We start from the raw sequence: 17,052 nt of genomic DNA on the forward strand, positions 1-17,052 counted from the left end.
GTGGTCCTGCCAATTTGAGGGTTTAGGGTCACGACCTTGAAAGGTTAACTAAATGTTATGTGTAAGCAACGTATGTGTGAGTAAAAATTAAGGAATTGTGAAGTGTGGGTGGATTGAAGGGGGAATTGGTAGGGCCAATAAGAAAGGTAGTGGTTTATAAGCCAGGCGCGTAGCATTTTCATTCAGATATAATGCCAGCCATGATATTTCGATGAGGTTTTATCAGGAATAAGCACAATACAGTGGCATTGTGCTTACCAGGCAAACGATCAGAATTCGTTTTTAGCAAACCCCGTCACTTCTTTCAGCCCCATCTCACGGCCCAGGGCGGTCATCGGATGCACGACAATCAGCCCGCGGACGCTTTTCTTCAGCTTGCCCATATCGGCCTGCTCTTTTTTAGTGATGGCGCGGCGGAACGGTAATTTGCTCAGCTTTTGCGCTTCGACACTCAGCTTCTGGCCGTGAACTTCACGCAGGCGGGCAATTTCCGTTTCCAGCGTGGCCTTCTCTTTTTCCAGCTCGGCGTATTTCTCAGCATCTTCAACCAGCGACAGATCGGCCTGCTGGTGGCGGATGAGATCGAGGCGATCGCTCAGGCGTTTAATTTCGTTCTTTTCGACTTCTTTCATAACAAATGGACTCTGAATCAGGGTGATTGCGCTAAGGATACACCAATGTGCGCGAGGTTACTTCTGAAAGGCTTTTTTTAAGCTGATGCGGGAGATCAGCTCGGTCAGGGAAAGTACCATCGTGGAACGTACAACCTGCTGATAACGCTGGATTTGCATCGCCAGAAGTTCCGCATCGCTGTCGTCAAACGGGGGAGCCGGGGGGAGGGCGGTTACGCAGTGCAGCTCGCCAAACGGCCCGAGGATCTCGTCGTCGGTAAAGGTATATTCGTTACCGTCGTGATTCAGCTCCTCGCGCAGCGCCATCAGCAGTTCGGCATCTTCGTACTCAGGGCGGCTTATCACGCCAAGCCCATAGATAAGCTTCAGACGCACGGAGAGATCGCCCAGCGGACCATTACCGTCCAGCAGCGGTTCAACCGCATATTTCACCGCGTAGTCGTCTTTGCGGAATACCTGCATAACCAGAATATTGACCGCTTCGGTGAGGAGTTCAACGGCGGCAATCAAAAAGCTTCTTACGGTTTTGCCAGCATTCAGACGCTCAAGCACACGATTTTCAAAGGCCTGGGTTTCTTCCATTATTGCCTGCATATCTGACAATCTAAAAGGTTGGCGCAGAGTAATCTGCGCCAGATCGGTCATCATTTGGTGGCGCTGTATTCAGCCACGGCTTTCTCAACGACTTCGCTGTTAGCATCAAGGCCAGAAAGCTGCGCGAGCGCGTCCTGTGGGCCTTTTGCATCGATCAAAGCGGCCAGTTCCTGCGCCTGCGGATCTTGCTCGCTGCGGTAATGCATCGCGGCGGCAATCCCTTTCACCAGGTTGGCGTGCGGCAGATGATACTCCAGCGTACCCAGCAACGGTTTGATCAAACGATCGCCCGCACTCAGTTTACGCAGCGGCTGACGGCCTACGCGCTCAACGTCATCTTTCAGGTACGGGTTCTCAAAACGGCCAAGGATTTTATGAATATAGGCGGCATGCTTCCCGGCATCGAAACCGTAGCGCTTGATCAGCACCGCGCCGCTCTCTTCCATCGCGCCCTGCACCACGGTGCGGATTTTTTCATCCAGAATGGCGTCGCGGATGGTCTGGTGCCCGGCGAGTTGACCGAGGTAGGCGGTGATGGCGTGGCCGGTATTCAGGGTGAACAGTTTACGTTCTACGAAGGCCATCAGATTGTCGGTAAGTTCCATGCCCGGAATGGTCGGCAGGTCGCCTTTAAACTGGGTTTTATCAACGATCCATTCGCTGAAGGTTTCAACGGTCACTTCCAGCGGATCGTTGGTCGCGGAGGCAGACGGCGGCACGATGCGGTCAACGGCGGAGTCAACGAAGCCGACATGCTCTTCAACCCAGGCTTTATCTTCTTCTGCCAGCGCGGCAAAGACATGGCCTTTCAGCTGGGTAGTGCCGCGCACCATGTTCTCACAGGCGATAATATTCAGCGGCGCAGAAACGCCCTGCGCTTTACGCTTTACCAGACCTTTAGCGATGGCTGGGGCGATACGCTCAAGCACTACCGGACCCACCGCGGTGGTGACCAGATCGACCTGGGCTATCAAATCCACTACCTCATCGCCAATGCTGCTGACGGCATTCACGCCAGAGACGGTATCCACCTGCTCATTTTCGCCGACAACATGCACCTGATAGCTATGACGGGCATTCAGGGCGTCGAGAACCACCTGGTTTACATCAGCGAATGTCAGGGCGATCCCCGCGTCGGCAAGCAATTTGCCAATGAAGCCACGACCGATGTTACCTGCGCCAAAATGTAATGCTTTCATAACGTTAACCTTTATCAATGTTTTTACCCGAGAGGGCTGGGGTGAGGCGCTTACCTCACCCTAACCCTCTCCCAAAGGGAGAGAGTCAGAGCCGCGCCCCCGGAGAAGCGCGGCCAAACATTACTGTTTACCTGCCAGCAACGCCAGCACTTCGTCAACGCTCTGGGTATGCGTCAGACGTTCAATGACCGTTTCGTCATCCAGCGCGTTGGTCAGGCTGGTAATCACCTGCACATGCTCGTTATTGCGCGCGGCGATGCCAATGACCAGGCGGGCGATATCATCTTCGTCTTCACCGAAACGAACGCCCTGCGGATACTGGCAGAATACCACACCGGTTTTCAGCACGCGGTCTTTCGCTTCAACCGTGCCGTGCGGAACCGCGATGGATTCGCCGAGATAGGTCGGGGTCAGCTTCTCGCGGTCCAGCATCGCCTGAACGTATTCAGGTTCAACGTAGCCGCCTTTCACCAGTTGTTCACCGGCGAACAGAATCGCTTCTTCTTTGGTGGCGGCAGTGCGACCGAGGAAGATGTTCTCTGCGCCCAGCTGGAACAGGTTGCTATCCGGCTGATCGAAGCTGTCCTGCAGGCTGGAGCGCACTTTAACTTCGTTATCCGTATGACGCTGTGCCGCTACCAGACGCTCGGTCAGATTGGTATACAGACCGCTGTCGAGGAAGTTGGTCAGCGAAATATGCTGCGCCTGCGGAACCTGGCGCATCGCGCGTTCGGTCAGATCGCGGTGGGTGATGACCAGGTCAACATCCGGCGGCAGGCTGTTAATCGCGCTGTTGGTAACAGAGATATTTGTCAGACCCGCATCCTGCACTTTCTTACGCAGCACGCCTGCACCCATAGCGCTGGAACCCATGCCGGCGTCGCAGGCCACGATGATTTTACGCACGTGGCTCAGGTCGTTAGTCACATCGCCCGTTGCCAGCGGCGTTGCGCCTTTAGACTGGGCTTTCATGTCCTGTACGCGACGGGTCGCCGCTTCAATATCGTCTTCTTCTTTCACTTTGCTGGTTTTCAGCAGGATAGCGGAAACCACGAAGGACACGATCAGCGCAGCAAGGATAGCGGCGATGTTAGCAAAATAAGCACCTTTCGGCGTCATCGCCAGTACGGCCAGGATGGAGCCCGGAGACGCCGGGGAAACCAGACCACCGTTCAGCATGGTCAGGGTGAACACGCCAGTCATACCGCCGAGGATAACGGCAAGCAGCAGACGCGGATTCATCAGCACATACGGGAAGTAGATTTCGTGGATACCACCCAGGAAGTGGATGATAGCCGCGCCGCCGGCAGACTGTTTAGCGCTGCCGCGACCAAAGAACATGTACGCCAGCAGAACGCCCATCCCCGGACCCGGGTTAGCTTCGATCAGGAAGAAGATAGACTTGCCGAGATCGTGAGACTGCTGAATACCCAGCGGCGAGAAGATACCGTGGTTGATGGCGTTGTTGAGGAACAGGATTTTCGCCGGTTCAACAAAGATAGACGCCAGCGGCAGCATTTCATGCACCACCATGAAGTTAACGCCTGCCGCCAGAACTTTGGACAGGACTTCAACCGCAGGGCCAATGCCAAGGAAGGCCAGAATCGCGAGGATCATACCGATGATGCCAGCGGAGAAGTTATTCACCAGCATTTCAAAACCGGACTTGATCTTACCGTCTACCCACATATCAAAACGTTTGATCGCCCAGCCGCCCAGCGGACCGGCAATCATAGCGCCGAGGAACATCGGCATATCCGCGCCGACGATAACGCCCATGGTGGTGATAGCGCCGACCACGCCGCCACGATCGCCGCCAACCAGACGACCACCGGTATAACCGATGAGCAGCGGCAGCAGATAGGTAATCATCGGGCCAACCAGTTTCGCCAGCGTTTCGTTAGGCAACCACCCTGTTGGAATAAATAACGCGGTGATAATACCCCACGCGATAAACGCGCCGATATTTGGCATCACCATGTTGCTGAGGAAACGACCAAAGCTTTGCACTCTGATCTTGATATCGGATGACATAAAACACCCCTTCTTATGTGTACTGTCGCGAGGCTGGAAGCCCGAGTTTTTTGTTAATATGGCGGCAGAGGTAGCCGTACCCTGTTGATGATGCGAAATCTGGCACTTAAACGGCCAACTGTCCAGAGAGCACCTTTTTATGTGACGCAGATCACCTAAATGCAGGGGGTTAACGGCTGTTTATAGTGATTTCGATCACAAATAACATGTGTAAAAAAAGAACACAGCGCTAAAGAAGGCTACCATCCCGGCGTTAATGTGATGTTAATCACATTTTTTATCTCCCTCTTTGTCAATTATTTGTGAATTAGATCACAAGATATTTTTGTCAGGATTTTTCCGAGTGTGATCAAACGCAAATTGCGCATGCGGTTAAAATTCGGGCTGTAATTTTCTTACCAACAGCGGCATCAGTTTCACCATCGCCGATGAAGATGTCATTAATATGACGTTTTATGCAAAGCGGTGGGATCAACCCTTCCGTTCTACGCCATACTTACCTTTTTGTTGGCAGAAAGGAGCAGTCATGAAACTCATCGGCAGCTATACCAGCCCGTTTGTACGCAAAATTTCGGTGATCCTGCTGGAAAAAGGCATCACCTTCGAATTTATCAACGAACTGCCCTATAACCAGACGAACGGCGTGGCGCAGTACAATCCGCTGGGAAAAGTGCCTGCGCTGGTGACCGATGACGGCGAATACTGGTATGACTCGCCGATTATTGCCCAATACCTTGAGCAACTGGATATCGCGCCCGCGCTGATCCCCAAAGAGCCAAAAGCGGCGCTGCGCATTTGCCAGCTTGAAGCGCTGGCCGACGGCATCATGGACGCGGCGCTGGTCTCGGTGCGCGAGCAGACGCGTCCGGTGGCGCAGCAGTCTCCCGAGGAGTTGCTTCGCCAGCGGGAGAAAATCAGCCGCGCGCTGGACGCGCTGGAGGCTTACCTCGTTGACGGCACCCTGAAAAGCGACGACGTAAATCTGGCGACCATCGCCATTGCCTGCGCCATTGATTACCTCAATTTCCGCCGGGTGTCGCCAGGCTGGTGCGTGGACCGTCCGCAGCTGGTTAAACTGGTGGAAACGCTTTTCCAGCGGGAGAGCTTTGCCCGCACCGAGCCACCAAAGGCATAACACTTTATACCGGGACGCGGTAAACTCTTTGCGCATAGCGGCCCCTCTCCAGGCGAGGGGGGAATAATTCCTTACTGCCAGGCGCGCCCATGACGACCCATTCACTGTACAGCCAGCTTCCCGCCACCGATCGCCTGCTGCGCGATCCCGCTTTTTCTGCCTTACTGGAGACCTGGGGCCATAGCCGCGTGGTGGAAACCCTGCATCAGCTTCAGGAGACGGCGCGTAACCTTATTCGTGAACAGCAGCGTTTGCCGGAGTGGTGTGATGACTGGCATACGGCGGTGCTTAGCCAGCTTGAGCGCAGCGAACAGAGCTCGCTGCGTCCGGTGTTTAACCTGACCGGCACGGTGCTGCATACCAACCTGGGCCGGGCGCTTCAGGCAGAATCCGCCGTGGAAGCCGTGACGCAGGCGATGCGCTCGCCGGTGACGCTGGAGTACGATCTGGACGGTGCCGGGCGCGGCCATCGCGATCGGGCGATTGCCGATCTCCTCTGTCAGATCACCGGTGCGGAAGATGCCTGTATCGTGAACAACAACGCGGCGGCGGTGCTGCTGATGCTGGCGGCGACGGCGAATGGCAAAGAGGTGGTGGTATCACGCGGCGAGCTGGTGGAAATCGGCGGCGCATTTCGTATTCCGGACGTGATGCGTCAGGCAGGCTGTGTGCTGCACGAGGTCGGCACCACCAACCGCACGCATGCAAAAGATTATATGCAGGCCATCAATGAAAATACCGGCCTGTTGATGAAGGTCCACACCAGTAACTACAGCATTGAAGGGTTCACCAAAACGGTGGACGAAGCGGAACTGGCGGCGATTGGCCAGCAGCAGAGCATTCCGGTGGTCGCGGATTTAGGCAGCGGTTCGCTGGTCGATCTCAGTCAGTACGGTCTGCCAAAAGAGCCGATGCCGCAGGCGCTGATTGCCGCAGGCGTTAGTCTGGTAAGTTTCTCCGGTGATAAGCTGCTCGGCGGCCCGCAGGCAGGGATTATCGTTGGTAAAAAAGCGCTGATCGCGCAGTTGCAAAGCCATCCGCTGAAGCGCGCGCTGCGCGCGGATAAAATGACTCTCGCGGCGCTGGAAGCCACGCTGCGCCTGTATCTGCATCCGGAAGCGCTGGCGGACAATCTGCCGACGCTACGCCTGCTTAACCGTAGCGCGGAGTCTATTCATCAGCAGGGCGTGCGCCTGCGGGAACCGCTCAACGGGCGTTATGCCGATGAATTTGTCGTACAGGTGATGCCGTGTTCCTCGCAAATCGGTAGCGGTTCCCTGCCGGTGGAGCGCCTGCCCAGCGCCGCGCTGACCTTTACGCCGTTTGACGGGCGCGGCGGTCGTCTGGAAGCGTTAGCCGCCCGCTGGCGGTCGCTGCCGGTGCCGATTATCGGGCGCATTTATGACGGTCGCCTGTGGCTGGACCTGCGTTGTCTTGAAGATGAACCTCGTTTTCTGGAGATGGTACTGCAATGATTATTGCCACCGCCGGGCATGTTGACCACGGCAAAACGACACTGCTGGAGGCAATCACCGGCATTAACGCCGACCGCCTGCCGGAAGAGAAAAAACGCGGCATGACGATCGACCTGGGGTATGCCTACTGGCCGCAGCCGGATGGTCGCGTGCCGGGCTTTATCGACGTTCCCGGCCATGAGAAGTTTCTGGCGAATATGCTGGCGGGCGTCGGCGGCATCGATCATGCGCTGCTGGTGGTGGCGTGTGATGATGGCGTGATGGCGCAGACCCGCGAACATCTTGCGATCCTGCAACTTACCGGCAGCCCGACGCTGACGGTGGCGCTGACCAAAGCGGATCGCGTTGACGAGGCGCGCGTTGAGGCGGTGCGACAGGAGGTCATCAGTACGCTGCACGGGTATGGTTTTTCTGGTGCGTCGTTATTCGTGACTGCCGCCACGCAGATGCAGGGTATTGACGCGCTGCGCGAGCATCTTCTGCAATTAAGCGAGCGTCCGCATCCGGAACATCAGCGTTTTCGGCTGGCAATAGATCGCGCGTTTACCGTCAAGGGGGCCGGGCTGGTGGTCACCGGCACCGCGCTTTCCGGCGATGTACGCCCTGGCGATTCGCTCTGGCTGACCGGGGTGAACAAACCGATGCGCGTGCGCAGCCTGCATGCGCAGAATCAGCCAACGGACCACGCGCACGGCGGGCAGCGTATCGCTCTCAACATCGCGGGCGACGCGCAGAAAGAAGACATCGCCCGCGGCGACTGGCTGCTATCCGACGCGCCGCCTGCGCCGTCAGAACGGGTTATCGTCGAACTGCAACGCCATGCGGCGCTGAGTCAGTGGCAGCCGCTGCATATTCACCACGCCGCCAGCCACATTACCGGGCGCGTCTCCCTGCTGGAGAACAACCTGGCCGAGCTGGTGCTCGACACGCCGCTGTGGCTGGCGGATAACGACCGGCTGGTGCTGCGCGATATCTCCGCGCGCGAAACGCTGGCGGGCGCGCGAGTGATTGCGCTAAACCCGCCCCGGCGCGGCAAGCGCAAGCCTGAGTATCTGCAATGGCTGGCGACGCTGGCGGCATGTGATAGCGATGCGCAGGCTCTCTCCGTGCATCTCCAGCGCGACGCCGTCCGGCTAGCGGACGTCGGCTGGGCGCGGCAGCTCAACCGGGCAGGACTTGAGTTGTTAATCGACCGCCCTGATTATCTCCAGGCAGGCGGTTGCCTGCTGGATGCGCCGCTGGCGGCACGCTGGCAGCGTAAGCTGATGGACGCGCTGACGATTTATCACCAGCAGCATCCTGACGAGCCGGGACCGGGCCGCGAACGCCTGCGGCGTATTGCGCTGCCGATGGAAGATGAGCCGCTGGTGCTGACGCTGATTGAGCAGATGCGTGACGGCGGCGCGATCCACAGCCATCACGGCTGGCTGCACCTGCCGGATCACAAAGCAGGCTTTAGCGACGAGCAGCAGGCGATCTGGCAACGGGCCGCTGTTCTGTTCGGCGATGAACCGTGGTGGGTGCGCGATCTGGCGCGGGAAACCGGCACCGACGAACAGGTGATGCGTGCGGTGCTACGGCAGGCGGCGCAGCAGGGGATGATTACGGCGATCGTCAAAGATCGTTATTACCGTAACGATCGCATCGTGACCTTCGCCAGTATGGTCCGCGAGTTAGACGAGCAGCGCGGATCAACCTGCGCGGCGGATTTTCGCGATAAGCTCAACGTCGGCCGCAAGCTGGCGATCCAGATCCTCGAACACTTTGACCGTATCGGTTTTACCCGTCGCCGCGGCAACGATCATATTCTGCGTGATAAAGCATTATTTATTCACGAGGAATAACTCTGCCGGTAAATAAATATCCTCCGGTGATAATACCGGAGGAGGGTTAAGGGCGTATTTTTTTCATGGCGGCGTTAATTTTTTGCATTGGCCGGATAAGGCGCAGCCGCCATCCGGCATCGCGGGCAGGACGTAATCATTTTATTTATTCTCAGGTGTTATTTTTTAACGCGATATCACACTCTCTCCACCCACATAAGAATATATTTCCTTCAGCTTTTACTTTTTTGAGGAAATTATTATGCCCGCATTTTATATCCCCGCTATAAATATTCTTGGCATGAATACTCTGGCCGAAGCGCTGGAGACCATGGTCAGCTTTAATTTTAAAAAAGCGCTGATCGTCTGCGGCACCACCCTGAATAAACAGGGGATCGTCGATCGTATTCAGGCCGATTTACGGCAGAAAGGCATCGCCAGCGTGGTCTATAACGGTTCCCGTCCTAACCCTGGCGTAAAAAGCGTCAATGCCGGGCTGGCGGTGCTGCGAGAGCATCAGTGCGATTGCGTAATCTCCATCGGCGGCGGCTCGCCGCACGACTGCGCGAAAGGTATTGCGCTGGTGGCCACCAACGGCGGCGATATCCGCGATTATGAGGGGATTGACCGCTCCGCCAAACCGCAGCTGCCGCTGATTGCCATTAACACCACCGCCGGAACCGCTTCGGAAATGACCCGCTTTAGCATCATTACTGACGAGGAGCGGCATATCAAAATGGCGATCGTCGATAAACACGTCACGCCGCTACTGTCGGTCAACGATCCGGCGTTAATGATGGGCATGCCTGCTTCCCTGACCGCCGCCACCGGGATGGATGCGCTGACCCATGCCATTGAAGCCTATGTTTCCATCGCGGCGACGCCCATCACCGACGCCTGCGCGCTGAAATCGATAGCAATGATCGCCGAACACCTGGCGGTAGCCGTCGCAGATGGCCGCAATGAAACGGCGCGGGAAGCCATGGCCTATGCGCAGTTCCTCGCGGGTATGGCGTTTAACAACGCCTCGCTGGGCTACGTGCACGCGATGGCGCACCAGCTGGGCGGATTTTACGATCTGCCGCACGGCGTCTGTAACGCGATCCTGCTGCCGCATGTGCAGGCCTTTAACAGTAAAGTGGCGGCGGGGCGTTTACGCGACTGCGCCGAAGCAATGGGCGTCGATACTCGCTTACTGAATGATGAGCAGGGCGCCCAGGCGTGCCTGAATGCGATCCGTACACTGGCGCGGCAGGTCGATATTCCGACCGGTCTGCGCGATCTGCACGTCAAAGAGGAGGACATCCCGCTGCTGGCGACAAACGCCCTGAAAGACGCCTGCGGCCTGACCAACCCGATTCAGGCCACCCATGACGAGATTATGGCAATCTATCAGTCCGCCATGTAATCGTACCGCTGCGCCCCGTTATTTTCCCCGGGGCGCGGCTTTGCGCTGCGCCAGCCAGACCGCCCCCAGCCTGCCCGCCTGATTCCCCAGTTCGCACGGATGAATCGGCACCTGTAGCGCCTCCCACATCTCAAACTTTTCCAGATGGCGGTTTAATAACGGATACAGTTTTTCCTGTTCACTGACCCCTCCGCCGATCAGCACGACCTGCGGGTCGAACATGGAAATCACGCTGTAGACGCCGCGTGCGAGATAACGCCCCCAGTCGTTGACCGCTTCACGCAGATGCACATCATTCTCCATGCGCTCAAAAATCTCCTTTCCGTGCGGCATCTCCTCCGCAGGTAGCGCCAGCGCCTGACGACAGAGCTTCATCAGCCCTTTTGCCGACGCGACTTCGTGCATACATTCGCCGTTATTACCGACCGGGATCACCCCGAACTCGCCGGCATGAAAATGCGAGCCGCGATACAGTTCGCGATCGACAATAATGCCGCCGCCAATGCCGGTACCCAGCGTAATGCAGACTAAATTATCGTAGCGCTGGCCCGCGCCGCGCCACATCTCGCCCAATGCGGCACAGTTGGCGTCGTTCTCTACCACCAGCGGCAGATCGGTCAACTCACCGAACATCTCCAGCAGATTTTTATCGTCCAGATAGTCCAGCGCGCCCGCCTTTGCCGCGTGACCCGTATGCGGATTAATATGGCCAGGAAAGCTGATGCCGATGGCCACAATATCATGTTCCTTCTGGCAGGCCGCTACGGCCTCCTGCCATTTATCTTTGAACGTTTGCGCATCTTCCGGCGTATCGTATTCTTCATTGGTTAACTCCTCGCCGTCCTCATCGATCACGCCATACTTAATATGGGTTCCCCCAACATCAAAACCGATATAACGCTGCATATCTTCTCCAGGAGTTAAACCGTCACTCTCTAAGTATGGCTGAAGCCAGCCGGGGAAATGTAAAGGAAAGTAATTCGTGAAGCGCGTCGTAAAGCGATGAATGACTGGCGAATAATTCACCAGCGGCGTCTACCCTTGTAAGACTATCCGTGACAAGGAGCAGCCCATGACCAACAATCCTTCCTCTTCCCGCATTCAGCCCGGCGAATATGGTTATCCTCTTGAACTGAAATCGCGTTACGACAACTTTATCGGCGGCGACTGGGTCGCACCGGCGGACGGCGAATACTATAAAAACCTGACGCCGGTGACCGGGCAGCTACTCTGTGAGGTTGCCTCCTCCGGCAAGAGAGATATCGACCTGGCGCTGGATGCCGCCCACAAGATAAAAGATAAATGGGCGCATACCTCAGTGCAGGATCGCGCGGCGATCCTGTTTAAAATCGCCGATCGCATGGAGCAGAATCTGGAACTGCTGGCGACGGCGGAGACCTGGGATAACGGTAAGCCAATCCGCGAAACCAGCGCCGCCGACGTGCCGCTGGCGATCGACCATTTTCGCTACTTTGCTTCCTGTATCCGCGCCCAGGAAGGGGGCATCAGCGAAGTGGATAGCGAGACCGTCGCCTACCACTTCCACGAGCCGCTGGGCGTAGTCGGGCAAATTATACCGTGGAATTTCCCGCTGCTGATGGCGTGCTGGAAAATGGCTCCGGCGCTGGCGGCAGGCAACTGCATCGTGCTTAAACCGGCACGCCTGACGCCGCTTTCGGTGCTCCTGCTGATGGAAATCATTGGCGATTTGCTGCCGCCGGGCGTACTTAACGTGGTCAACGGCGCGGGCGGTGAAATCGGTGAATATCTGGCGACCTCGAAACGAATTGCGAAGATTGCCTTTACCGGTTCGACCGAAGTCGGCCAGCAGATCATGCAGTACGCTACGCAGAACATCATCCCGGTAACGCTGGAGCTGGGGGGTAAATCGCCCAATATTTTCTTCGCCGATGTGATGGATGAAGAGGACGCCTACTTTGATAAGGCGCTGGAAGGATTCGCGCTGTTTGCCTTTAACCAGGGCGAAGTCTGTACCTGTCCGAGCCGGGCGCTGGTGCAGGAGTCGATCTACGAGCGCTTTATGGAGCGCGCCATCCGCCGCGTAGAGAGCATTCGCAGCGGCAACCCGCTCGACAACGGCACGCAGATGGGGGCGCAGGTGTCACAGGGTCAGCTGGAGACCATCCTTAACTACATCGACATTGGTAAGCAGGAAGGGGCAGATATCCTGACCGGCGGGCGGCGCAAAGATCTCTCGGGTGAGCTTCAGGGCGGCTATTACCTTGAACCGACGATTTTGTTCGGTAAGAACAATATGCGCGTGTTCCAGGAGGAGATTTTCGGCCCGGTGCTGGCGGTCACTACCTTTAAAACCATGGAGGAGGCGCTGGAGATCGCCAACGATACCCAGTATGGCCTGGGGGCGGGCGTCTGGAGCCGTAACGGTAGCCTGGCGTACAAAATGGGGCGCGGCATTCAGGCCGGACGCGTGTGGACCAACTGCTATCACGCTTACCCGGCGCACGCGGCCTTCGGTGGTTATAAACAGTCCGGCATTGGCCGTGAAACCCATAAGATGATGCTGGAGCATTATCAGCAGACCAAATGCCTGCTGGTCAGCTACTCTGACAAACCGCTGGGGTTGTTTTAGTTCGTCGCCTGAAAAACCTGCCGGGCGGCGCTGCGCTTGCCCGGCCTACAAATGGTGGACGCATCAATATCCGTAGGCCCGGTAAGCGCAGCGCCACCGGGCATAAGGTAGCGGGACTAATGTTAGTCCAACACCTTCACCTGTAGCGGACGAAAACGGCTATACACCCACAGGCCAAAACAAACGATCGTCCCGAAGAACATGGTGAAAAGGACGCTGATAAACAACCCGCTCACCAGCGCCAGCGGCAGGGCGAGCACGCCATGTACCGTCTCGTTATTCCAGCTCACCATGTCATAGCCGAAAATGCCCATCACCCCGCAAATCAGGCTAAAAATCAGCATCGGAATGCTAAGGCCGATAAGCATTAAACGATAGATAACGGACGCTTTAACGCGCTTAACGGTGACCCCAGAGGCAATGTCTTTACTCATTCTATTTTTCTCTATGTTGGTATAAATGCGATAGAGAATAGCATGAGACATAACGTGAGACCCGGCAAACTCACGCCGCCGGGCCGTATCGCTTACTGCATTTCATTCACCCAAATCCGCATCTCCCCCTCGCCGCGGTTGGCCCAGCTAAACCACGGAATAAAGGTTAGCGTCTGCGGTTGGGACGTCGCGGGAGGCGCATCGTAATGCCAGAGCGGTTGCTGCGCGGCGTCGGCTGACGTCTGTTTAACGCCTTCTGCCTGAAGCAGCACTTTGTGAGCGAAAATCCCTTTGCCTTCAAAGGCGGTAAAGGCGCTCGCTTTCGGTAGCCAGAGATTATGCAGTTCTTCGCCGTTATCCGCCTGTTCAAGACAGTACACCAGCGGCCCGCGCTGAATGGCGACTTTTCCCGCCACGTGGCGCACCAGCGGATTACCGTAAACCCGGCGGATCGGCATCGGCAGCATCAGGGTTAAGGTGTCGCCTTCCTGCCAGAGACGCGAGATATGCAGATAGCCTTTCCGCGTCTGCGGGGGAACCTCCACGCCGTTTAACATGACCTGCGGGGTCTCGCACCAGTCCGGCAGACGCAGTGCCAGGGTGTGATTAACCGGCTGGGGAGAGTCAATGATGATATTCACCTGTTCCTTCCACGGATAGTTGCCGCTAATACGCAGGCGCAGCGTCTCGTTGCCGACCGGGATCTCCACGCTGTTACCCACATAGAGGTTGATATACAGCGCGTCCGGGTGCGGCGTATAAATATAATGCCCCAGCGACGTCAGCACGCGGGCGATATTCGGCGGGCAGCAGGCGCAGCCAAACCAGCGCTGGCGCACGGGTTTTACGTGATCGTAGATATGGTTAAACTTCAGCGAACGCGGATGGACTTCCAGCGGATTGACGTAGAAAAAGTGCTTGCCGTCGAGCGCCATGCCGCCAAGGACGGTGTTGTAGAGCGCGCGCTCCATCACGTCGGCATACTGGCTGTCGGCCTCCATCTCCAGCATCCGGCGGGCGAACATCATCAGCCCGATGGACGCACAGCTTTCGGCATAGACGGTGTCATTGGGTAAATCGTAGTCGCTGCTGAAGGCTTCGCCGCTGCTCTGCGAGCCGATCCCGCCGGTAATATAGAGCTGACGCTGGGCCATGTTTTTCCACAGACGCAGGCAGTCCTGCCGCTTGCCTTCATCCTGACGTAAACGCGCCAGGTGCGCCACGCCGGTCATCAGATAGACAAATCGTACCGCGTGACCAATGGCGGTCTGCTGCTCGGCCAGCGGTTGATGCGCCTGGCTGTAGGCTTTGTCTTTCACCATCCATGCCGGACCGTAATTATTCCAGTAGGACGTTTTCCCGCGCTTTTCATATTCGACGTCGTAAAAGTGCGGCTGCGTGCCGCGCTGCTCGACAAAATAATTCACCAGCGTCAGGTAACGCGGCTCCTGCGTGACGTCGTAGAGCCGCATCAGCGCCAGCTCGATCTCCGGATGGCCTGGATAGCCGTGAAGCTGCTCTTCTCCGGGACCAAATACGCTATCGATATGATCGGCCAGCCGACAGACAACGTCCAGCAGACGGCGTTTCCCCGTCGCCTGGAAGAAGGCCACCGCCGCCTCAATCATATGCCCGGCGCAATAAAGTTCATGGCACTCCGCCAGATTGGTCCAGCGATCTTCCGGCGCTTTGACCGTAAAGTATGTGTTCAGATAACCGTCCTCGCACTGGGCGGCGGCAATCAGTTCGATGACCTCATCGGCGGTTTTTTCCAGCTGCGGATCGTGTTTCTGGCACAGCGACCAGGCGACCGCTTCCAGCCATTTCGCCACGTCGCTGTCCTGAAATACCATGCCGTAAAACTCGCCCTCCTGAAGACCCGCCGCGATGCGGAAATTTTCTATCGCGTGGCTGGGATCGGTTTCGGGGATGCGATCGTTAAGCGCGTCCCACTGATAAGGGATCACCACGTCGCGCACCAGCTGTTGATACTGGCCGAGAAACGGATCGTTCACTTTCAGTTTATGCAGATCGACTTCCATTACAGACTCCTTACACGTGGGCATGGCGCTGGCGCAAATCGGTGGCAATACGCGCCATCATGGGATTATTAAGGCGGCAGGCGCGGATCGAAAACGCCAGCAGAAGATGGAAAAGGGCAGGCAGCAGCGTTTCCATGGCGGTAATGCCCTGTAGCGAGCTGGCGGTTTGGTTAGCCAGGCCCGGCTGATACGCCACGAAAATAAAGACCAGGCTGATGATGCCCGCGCTGGCAGCCCAGGCCAGCTTGATGAAAAACAGGTTAAACGCAAAGTTCATGCCCGAAGACCGCACGCCGGTTTTCCACTCGCCGTAGTCATCGGCAAACGCCATCAGTGAGAAGTGCAGCGGCAGCGTAAAACCAAGAATAATGCCGTTACCGAGAATGACCGCCAGCCATAGCGTCTGATAAGCCGGGCCGATTGGCAAAAACCACATTGCGACCGCCAGCGCCGCCAGCACCAGGTTGGTGTAGTAGTAGAGTTTTACCGTATCGATACGGCGCGAGAGCGGGTTGACAATCACTGAACCAAGAATGGAAGCAAAGGTCACCATCGTGAAAAAGAGCGAGGTATAAGCCGTGCTGCCTTCAAGGGCATAGGTGATGAAGTACATATAGCCGCCGCCGCGGATGTTAAACACATTAATCAACAGAAACGACATCACCAGCATCAGCAAAAGCTGATCGTTTTTACGCAAGCCGGCGAGATGCTCGCGCAGGGTGAAGTTGCCCATCGCGCTGAGTGAAACGCGCTCGCGTACCCAGAAAAAGCAGCACAGGAACATGACGACGGCAACCGCGCACAGCACGCCGACGCCCAATTGATAACCGCGCGCCGCATTACCGTTGCCCAGCCCGGCGACCAGCCACGGCAGGCCCACAGAGACCAGAAAACCGGCCACCCCGCACAGCACAAAGCGCCATGACTGGCAGGAGATCACCTCGCTATGCCGGGTGGTCATCGTGTTAATCAGGGCGCAGTAGGGGACGTTGATGGCGGTGTAGCCTACCGAGAGCAGCAGATAGGTGCCGAATGCCCAGGCGATTTTTACGCCCATGCTGGCGTCCGGTACGGTGAAGGTCAGCACGCCGATAATACCAATCGGCAGCGCGATCCACAGTTGCCAGGGACGAAACCGTCCCCAGCGGCTTTGGGTGCGGTCGGCGAGTATTCCCATCACCGGATCGGAAATGGCATCGAACACGCGCAGGGCGATAAATAACGTGCCCACCAGCGCGGGCGTCAGGCCAAAAATATCGGTATAGAAAAAGGTTAAAAAATTCATGATCAGACAGGTGATCACCGTCCCGCCAGCATCACCCAGCCCGTAGCCAATTTTTTCACGAATCGACAGTTTTTCATCAAGTGCTTTCTGCGTAATTTCTGTGGCAGTAATTGGGGTGGAAGTCATAAATAACTCCTCGCGTAATCGAAATTTTATCCAGCATTCACCGCTTATTCGCTGGCGGTCTTTTTGTAATTTGCAAAGTACCCGATAAATTTTGCATGGAAAAAATCTGTCAACAAGGGAGCAGGGTAGTAGATAAAGATGACGATTCCGACCTGATGAATAAAATGTGATGGCGATCCTGTCGGACAGTGTATTTTGGTGAATAATCAATAAATAAAGGTAAATCACGGTCGGCAAAGAGCTGAATAATGAAT

13 protein-coding genes are annotated in these 17,052 nt (G+C 56.6%); 5 read left to right on the top strand and 8 right to left on the bottom strand.

Annotated features, from left to right (window positions below; all coding sequences use genetic code 11):
• Positions 1-269 precede the first annotated feature (269 nt).
• From P0H77_RS01010 to P0H77_RS01025, 4 genes are all read right to left on the bottom strand, one after another.
• Positions 270-632, bottom strand: a complete 363-nt coding sequence (locus tag P0H77_RS01010; RefSeq protein WP_194207552.1) for a YibL family ribosome-associated protein — start codon at positions 630-632, stop codon at positions 270-272.
• Positions 633-689: 57 nt separating this feature from the next.
• Positions 690-1,280, bottom strand: coding sequence for a mannitol operon repressor MtlR (gene mtlR, locus P0H77_RS01015; protein ID WP_276161194.1), 591 nt, complete (start codon positions 1,278-1,280; stop codon positions 690-692).
• Positions 1,277-2,425: a mannitol-1-phosphate 5-dehydrogenase gene (gene mtlD, locus P0H77_RS01020; protein ID WP_194207550.1), complete on the bottom strand. Its 1,149-nt coding sequence runs from the start codon at positions 2,423-2,425 to the stop codon at positions 1,277-1,279. Before mtlD ends, mtlR begins: the two co-directional genes overlap by 4 nt.
• A 120-nt stretch (positions 2,426-2,545) precedes the next feature.
• Positions 2,546-4,459, bottom strand: a complete 1,914-nt coding sequence (locus P0H77_RS01025) for a PTS mannitol transporter subunit IICBA (RefSeq protein WP_276161197.1) — start codon at positions 4,457-4,459, stop codon at positions 2,546-2,548.
• 526 nt (positions 4,460-4,985) lie between these two features.
• On the opposite strand from P0H77_RS01025, the gene P0H77_RS01030 reads away from it, so the two are divergent.
• The 4 genes from P0H77_RS01030 to yiaY all read left to right on the top strand — a co-directional run bounded on the left by P0H77_RS01030 (position 4,986) and on the right by yiaY (position 10,300).
• Positions 4,986-5,594, top strand: a complete 609-nt coding sequence (locus P0H77_RS01030) for a glutathione S-transferase (RefSeq protein WP_276161199.1) — start codon at positions 4,986-4,988, stop codon at positions 5,592-5,594.
• A gap of 89 nt (positions 5,595-5,683) precedes the next feature.
• Positions 5,684-7,069 (top strand): L-seryl-tRNA(Sec) selenium transferase, encoded by a 1,386-nt coding sequence (gene selA / locus P0H77_RS01035; RefSeq protein ID WP_276161201.1) that lies wholly within the window; start codon positions 5,684-5,686, stop codon positions 7,067-7,069.
• The gene (gene selB / locus P0H77_RS01040) at positions 7,066-8,913 is read left to right on the top strand and encodes a selenocysteine-specific translation elongation factor (RefSeq protein WP_276161202.1); all 1,848 of its coding nucleotides are present in this window, start codon (positions 7,066-7,068) and stop codon (positions 8,911-8,913) included. The genes selA and selB overlap by 4 nt, the downstream gene beginning before the upstream one ends.
• A 241-nt stretch (positions 8,914-9,154) precedes the next feature.
• Positions 9,155-10,300 (top strand): L-threonine dehydrogenase, encoded by a 1,146-nt coding sequence (yiaY, locus tag P0H77_RS01045; RefSeq protein ID WP_276161204.1) that lies wholly within the window; start codon positions 9,155-9,157, stop codon positions 10,298-10,300.
• An 18-nt stretch (positions 10,301-10,318) separates the two neighbouring features.
• Here yiaY and P0H77_RS01050 read toward each other — a convergent pair whose 3' ends face one another.
• Positions 10,319-11,206, bottom strand: coding sequence for an ROK family protein (locus P0H77_RS01050; RefSeq protein WP_276161205.1), 888 nt, complete (start codon positions 11,204-11,206; stop codon positions 10,319-10,321).
• 166 nt (positions 11,207-11,372) lie between these two features.
• Here P0H77_RS01050 and aldB point away from each other — a divergent pair, with 166 nt between their 5' ends.
• Entirely contained in the window at positions 11,373-12,911 is a 1,539-nt protein-coding gene (gene aldB / locus P0H77_RS01055; RefSeq protein ID WP_276161207.1) for an aldehyde dehydrogenase AldB, read from the top strand.
• A gap of 122 nt (positions 12,912-13,033) precedes the next feature.
• Here the strand turns inward: aldB and P0H77_RS01060 are convergent, their stop codons facing one another.
• From P0H77_RS01060 to P0H77_RS01070, 3 genes are all read right to left on the bottom strand, one after another.
• The gene (locus tag P0H77_RS01060) at positions 13,034-13,345 is read right to left on the bottom strand and encodes a hypothetical protein (protein ID WP_276161209.1); all 312 of its coding nucleotides are present in this window, start codon (positions 13,343-13,345) and stop codon (positions 13,034-13,036) included.
• 92 nt (positions 13,346-13,437) lie between these two features.
• Positions 13,438-15,411 (bottom strand): glycoside hydrolase family 127 protein, encoded by a 1,974-nt coding sequence (locus P0H77_RS01065; RefSeq protein ID WP_276161212.1) that lies wholly within the window; start codon positions 15,409-15,411, stop codon positions 13,438-13,440.
• The gene (locus P0H77_RS01070) at positions 15,398-16,798 is read right to left on the bottom strand and encodes an MFS transporter (protein WP_276161215.1); all 1,401 of its coding nucleotides are present in this window, start codon (positions 16,796-16,798) and stop codon (positions 15,398-15,400) included. The genes P0H77_RS01065 and P0H77_RS01070 overlap by 14 nt, the downstream gene beginning before the upstream one ends.
• Between the last annotated feature and the right edge of the window lie 254 nt (positions 16,799-17,052).

This window comes from Superficieibacter sp. HKU1 (genome assembly GCF_029319185.1).
GTDB lineage: Bacteria > Pseudomonadota > Gammaproteobacteria > Enterobacterales > Enterobacteriaceae > Superficieibacter.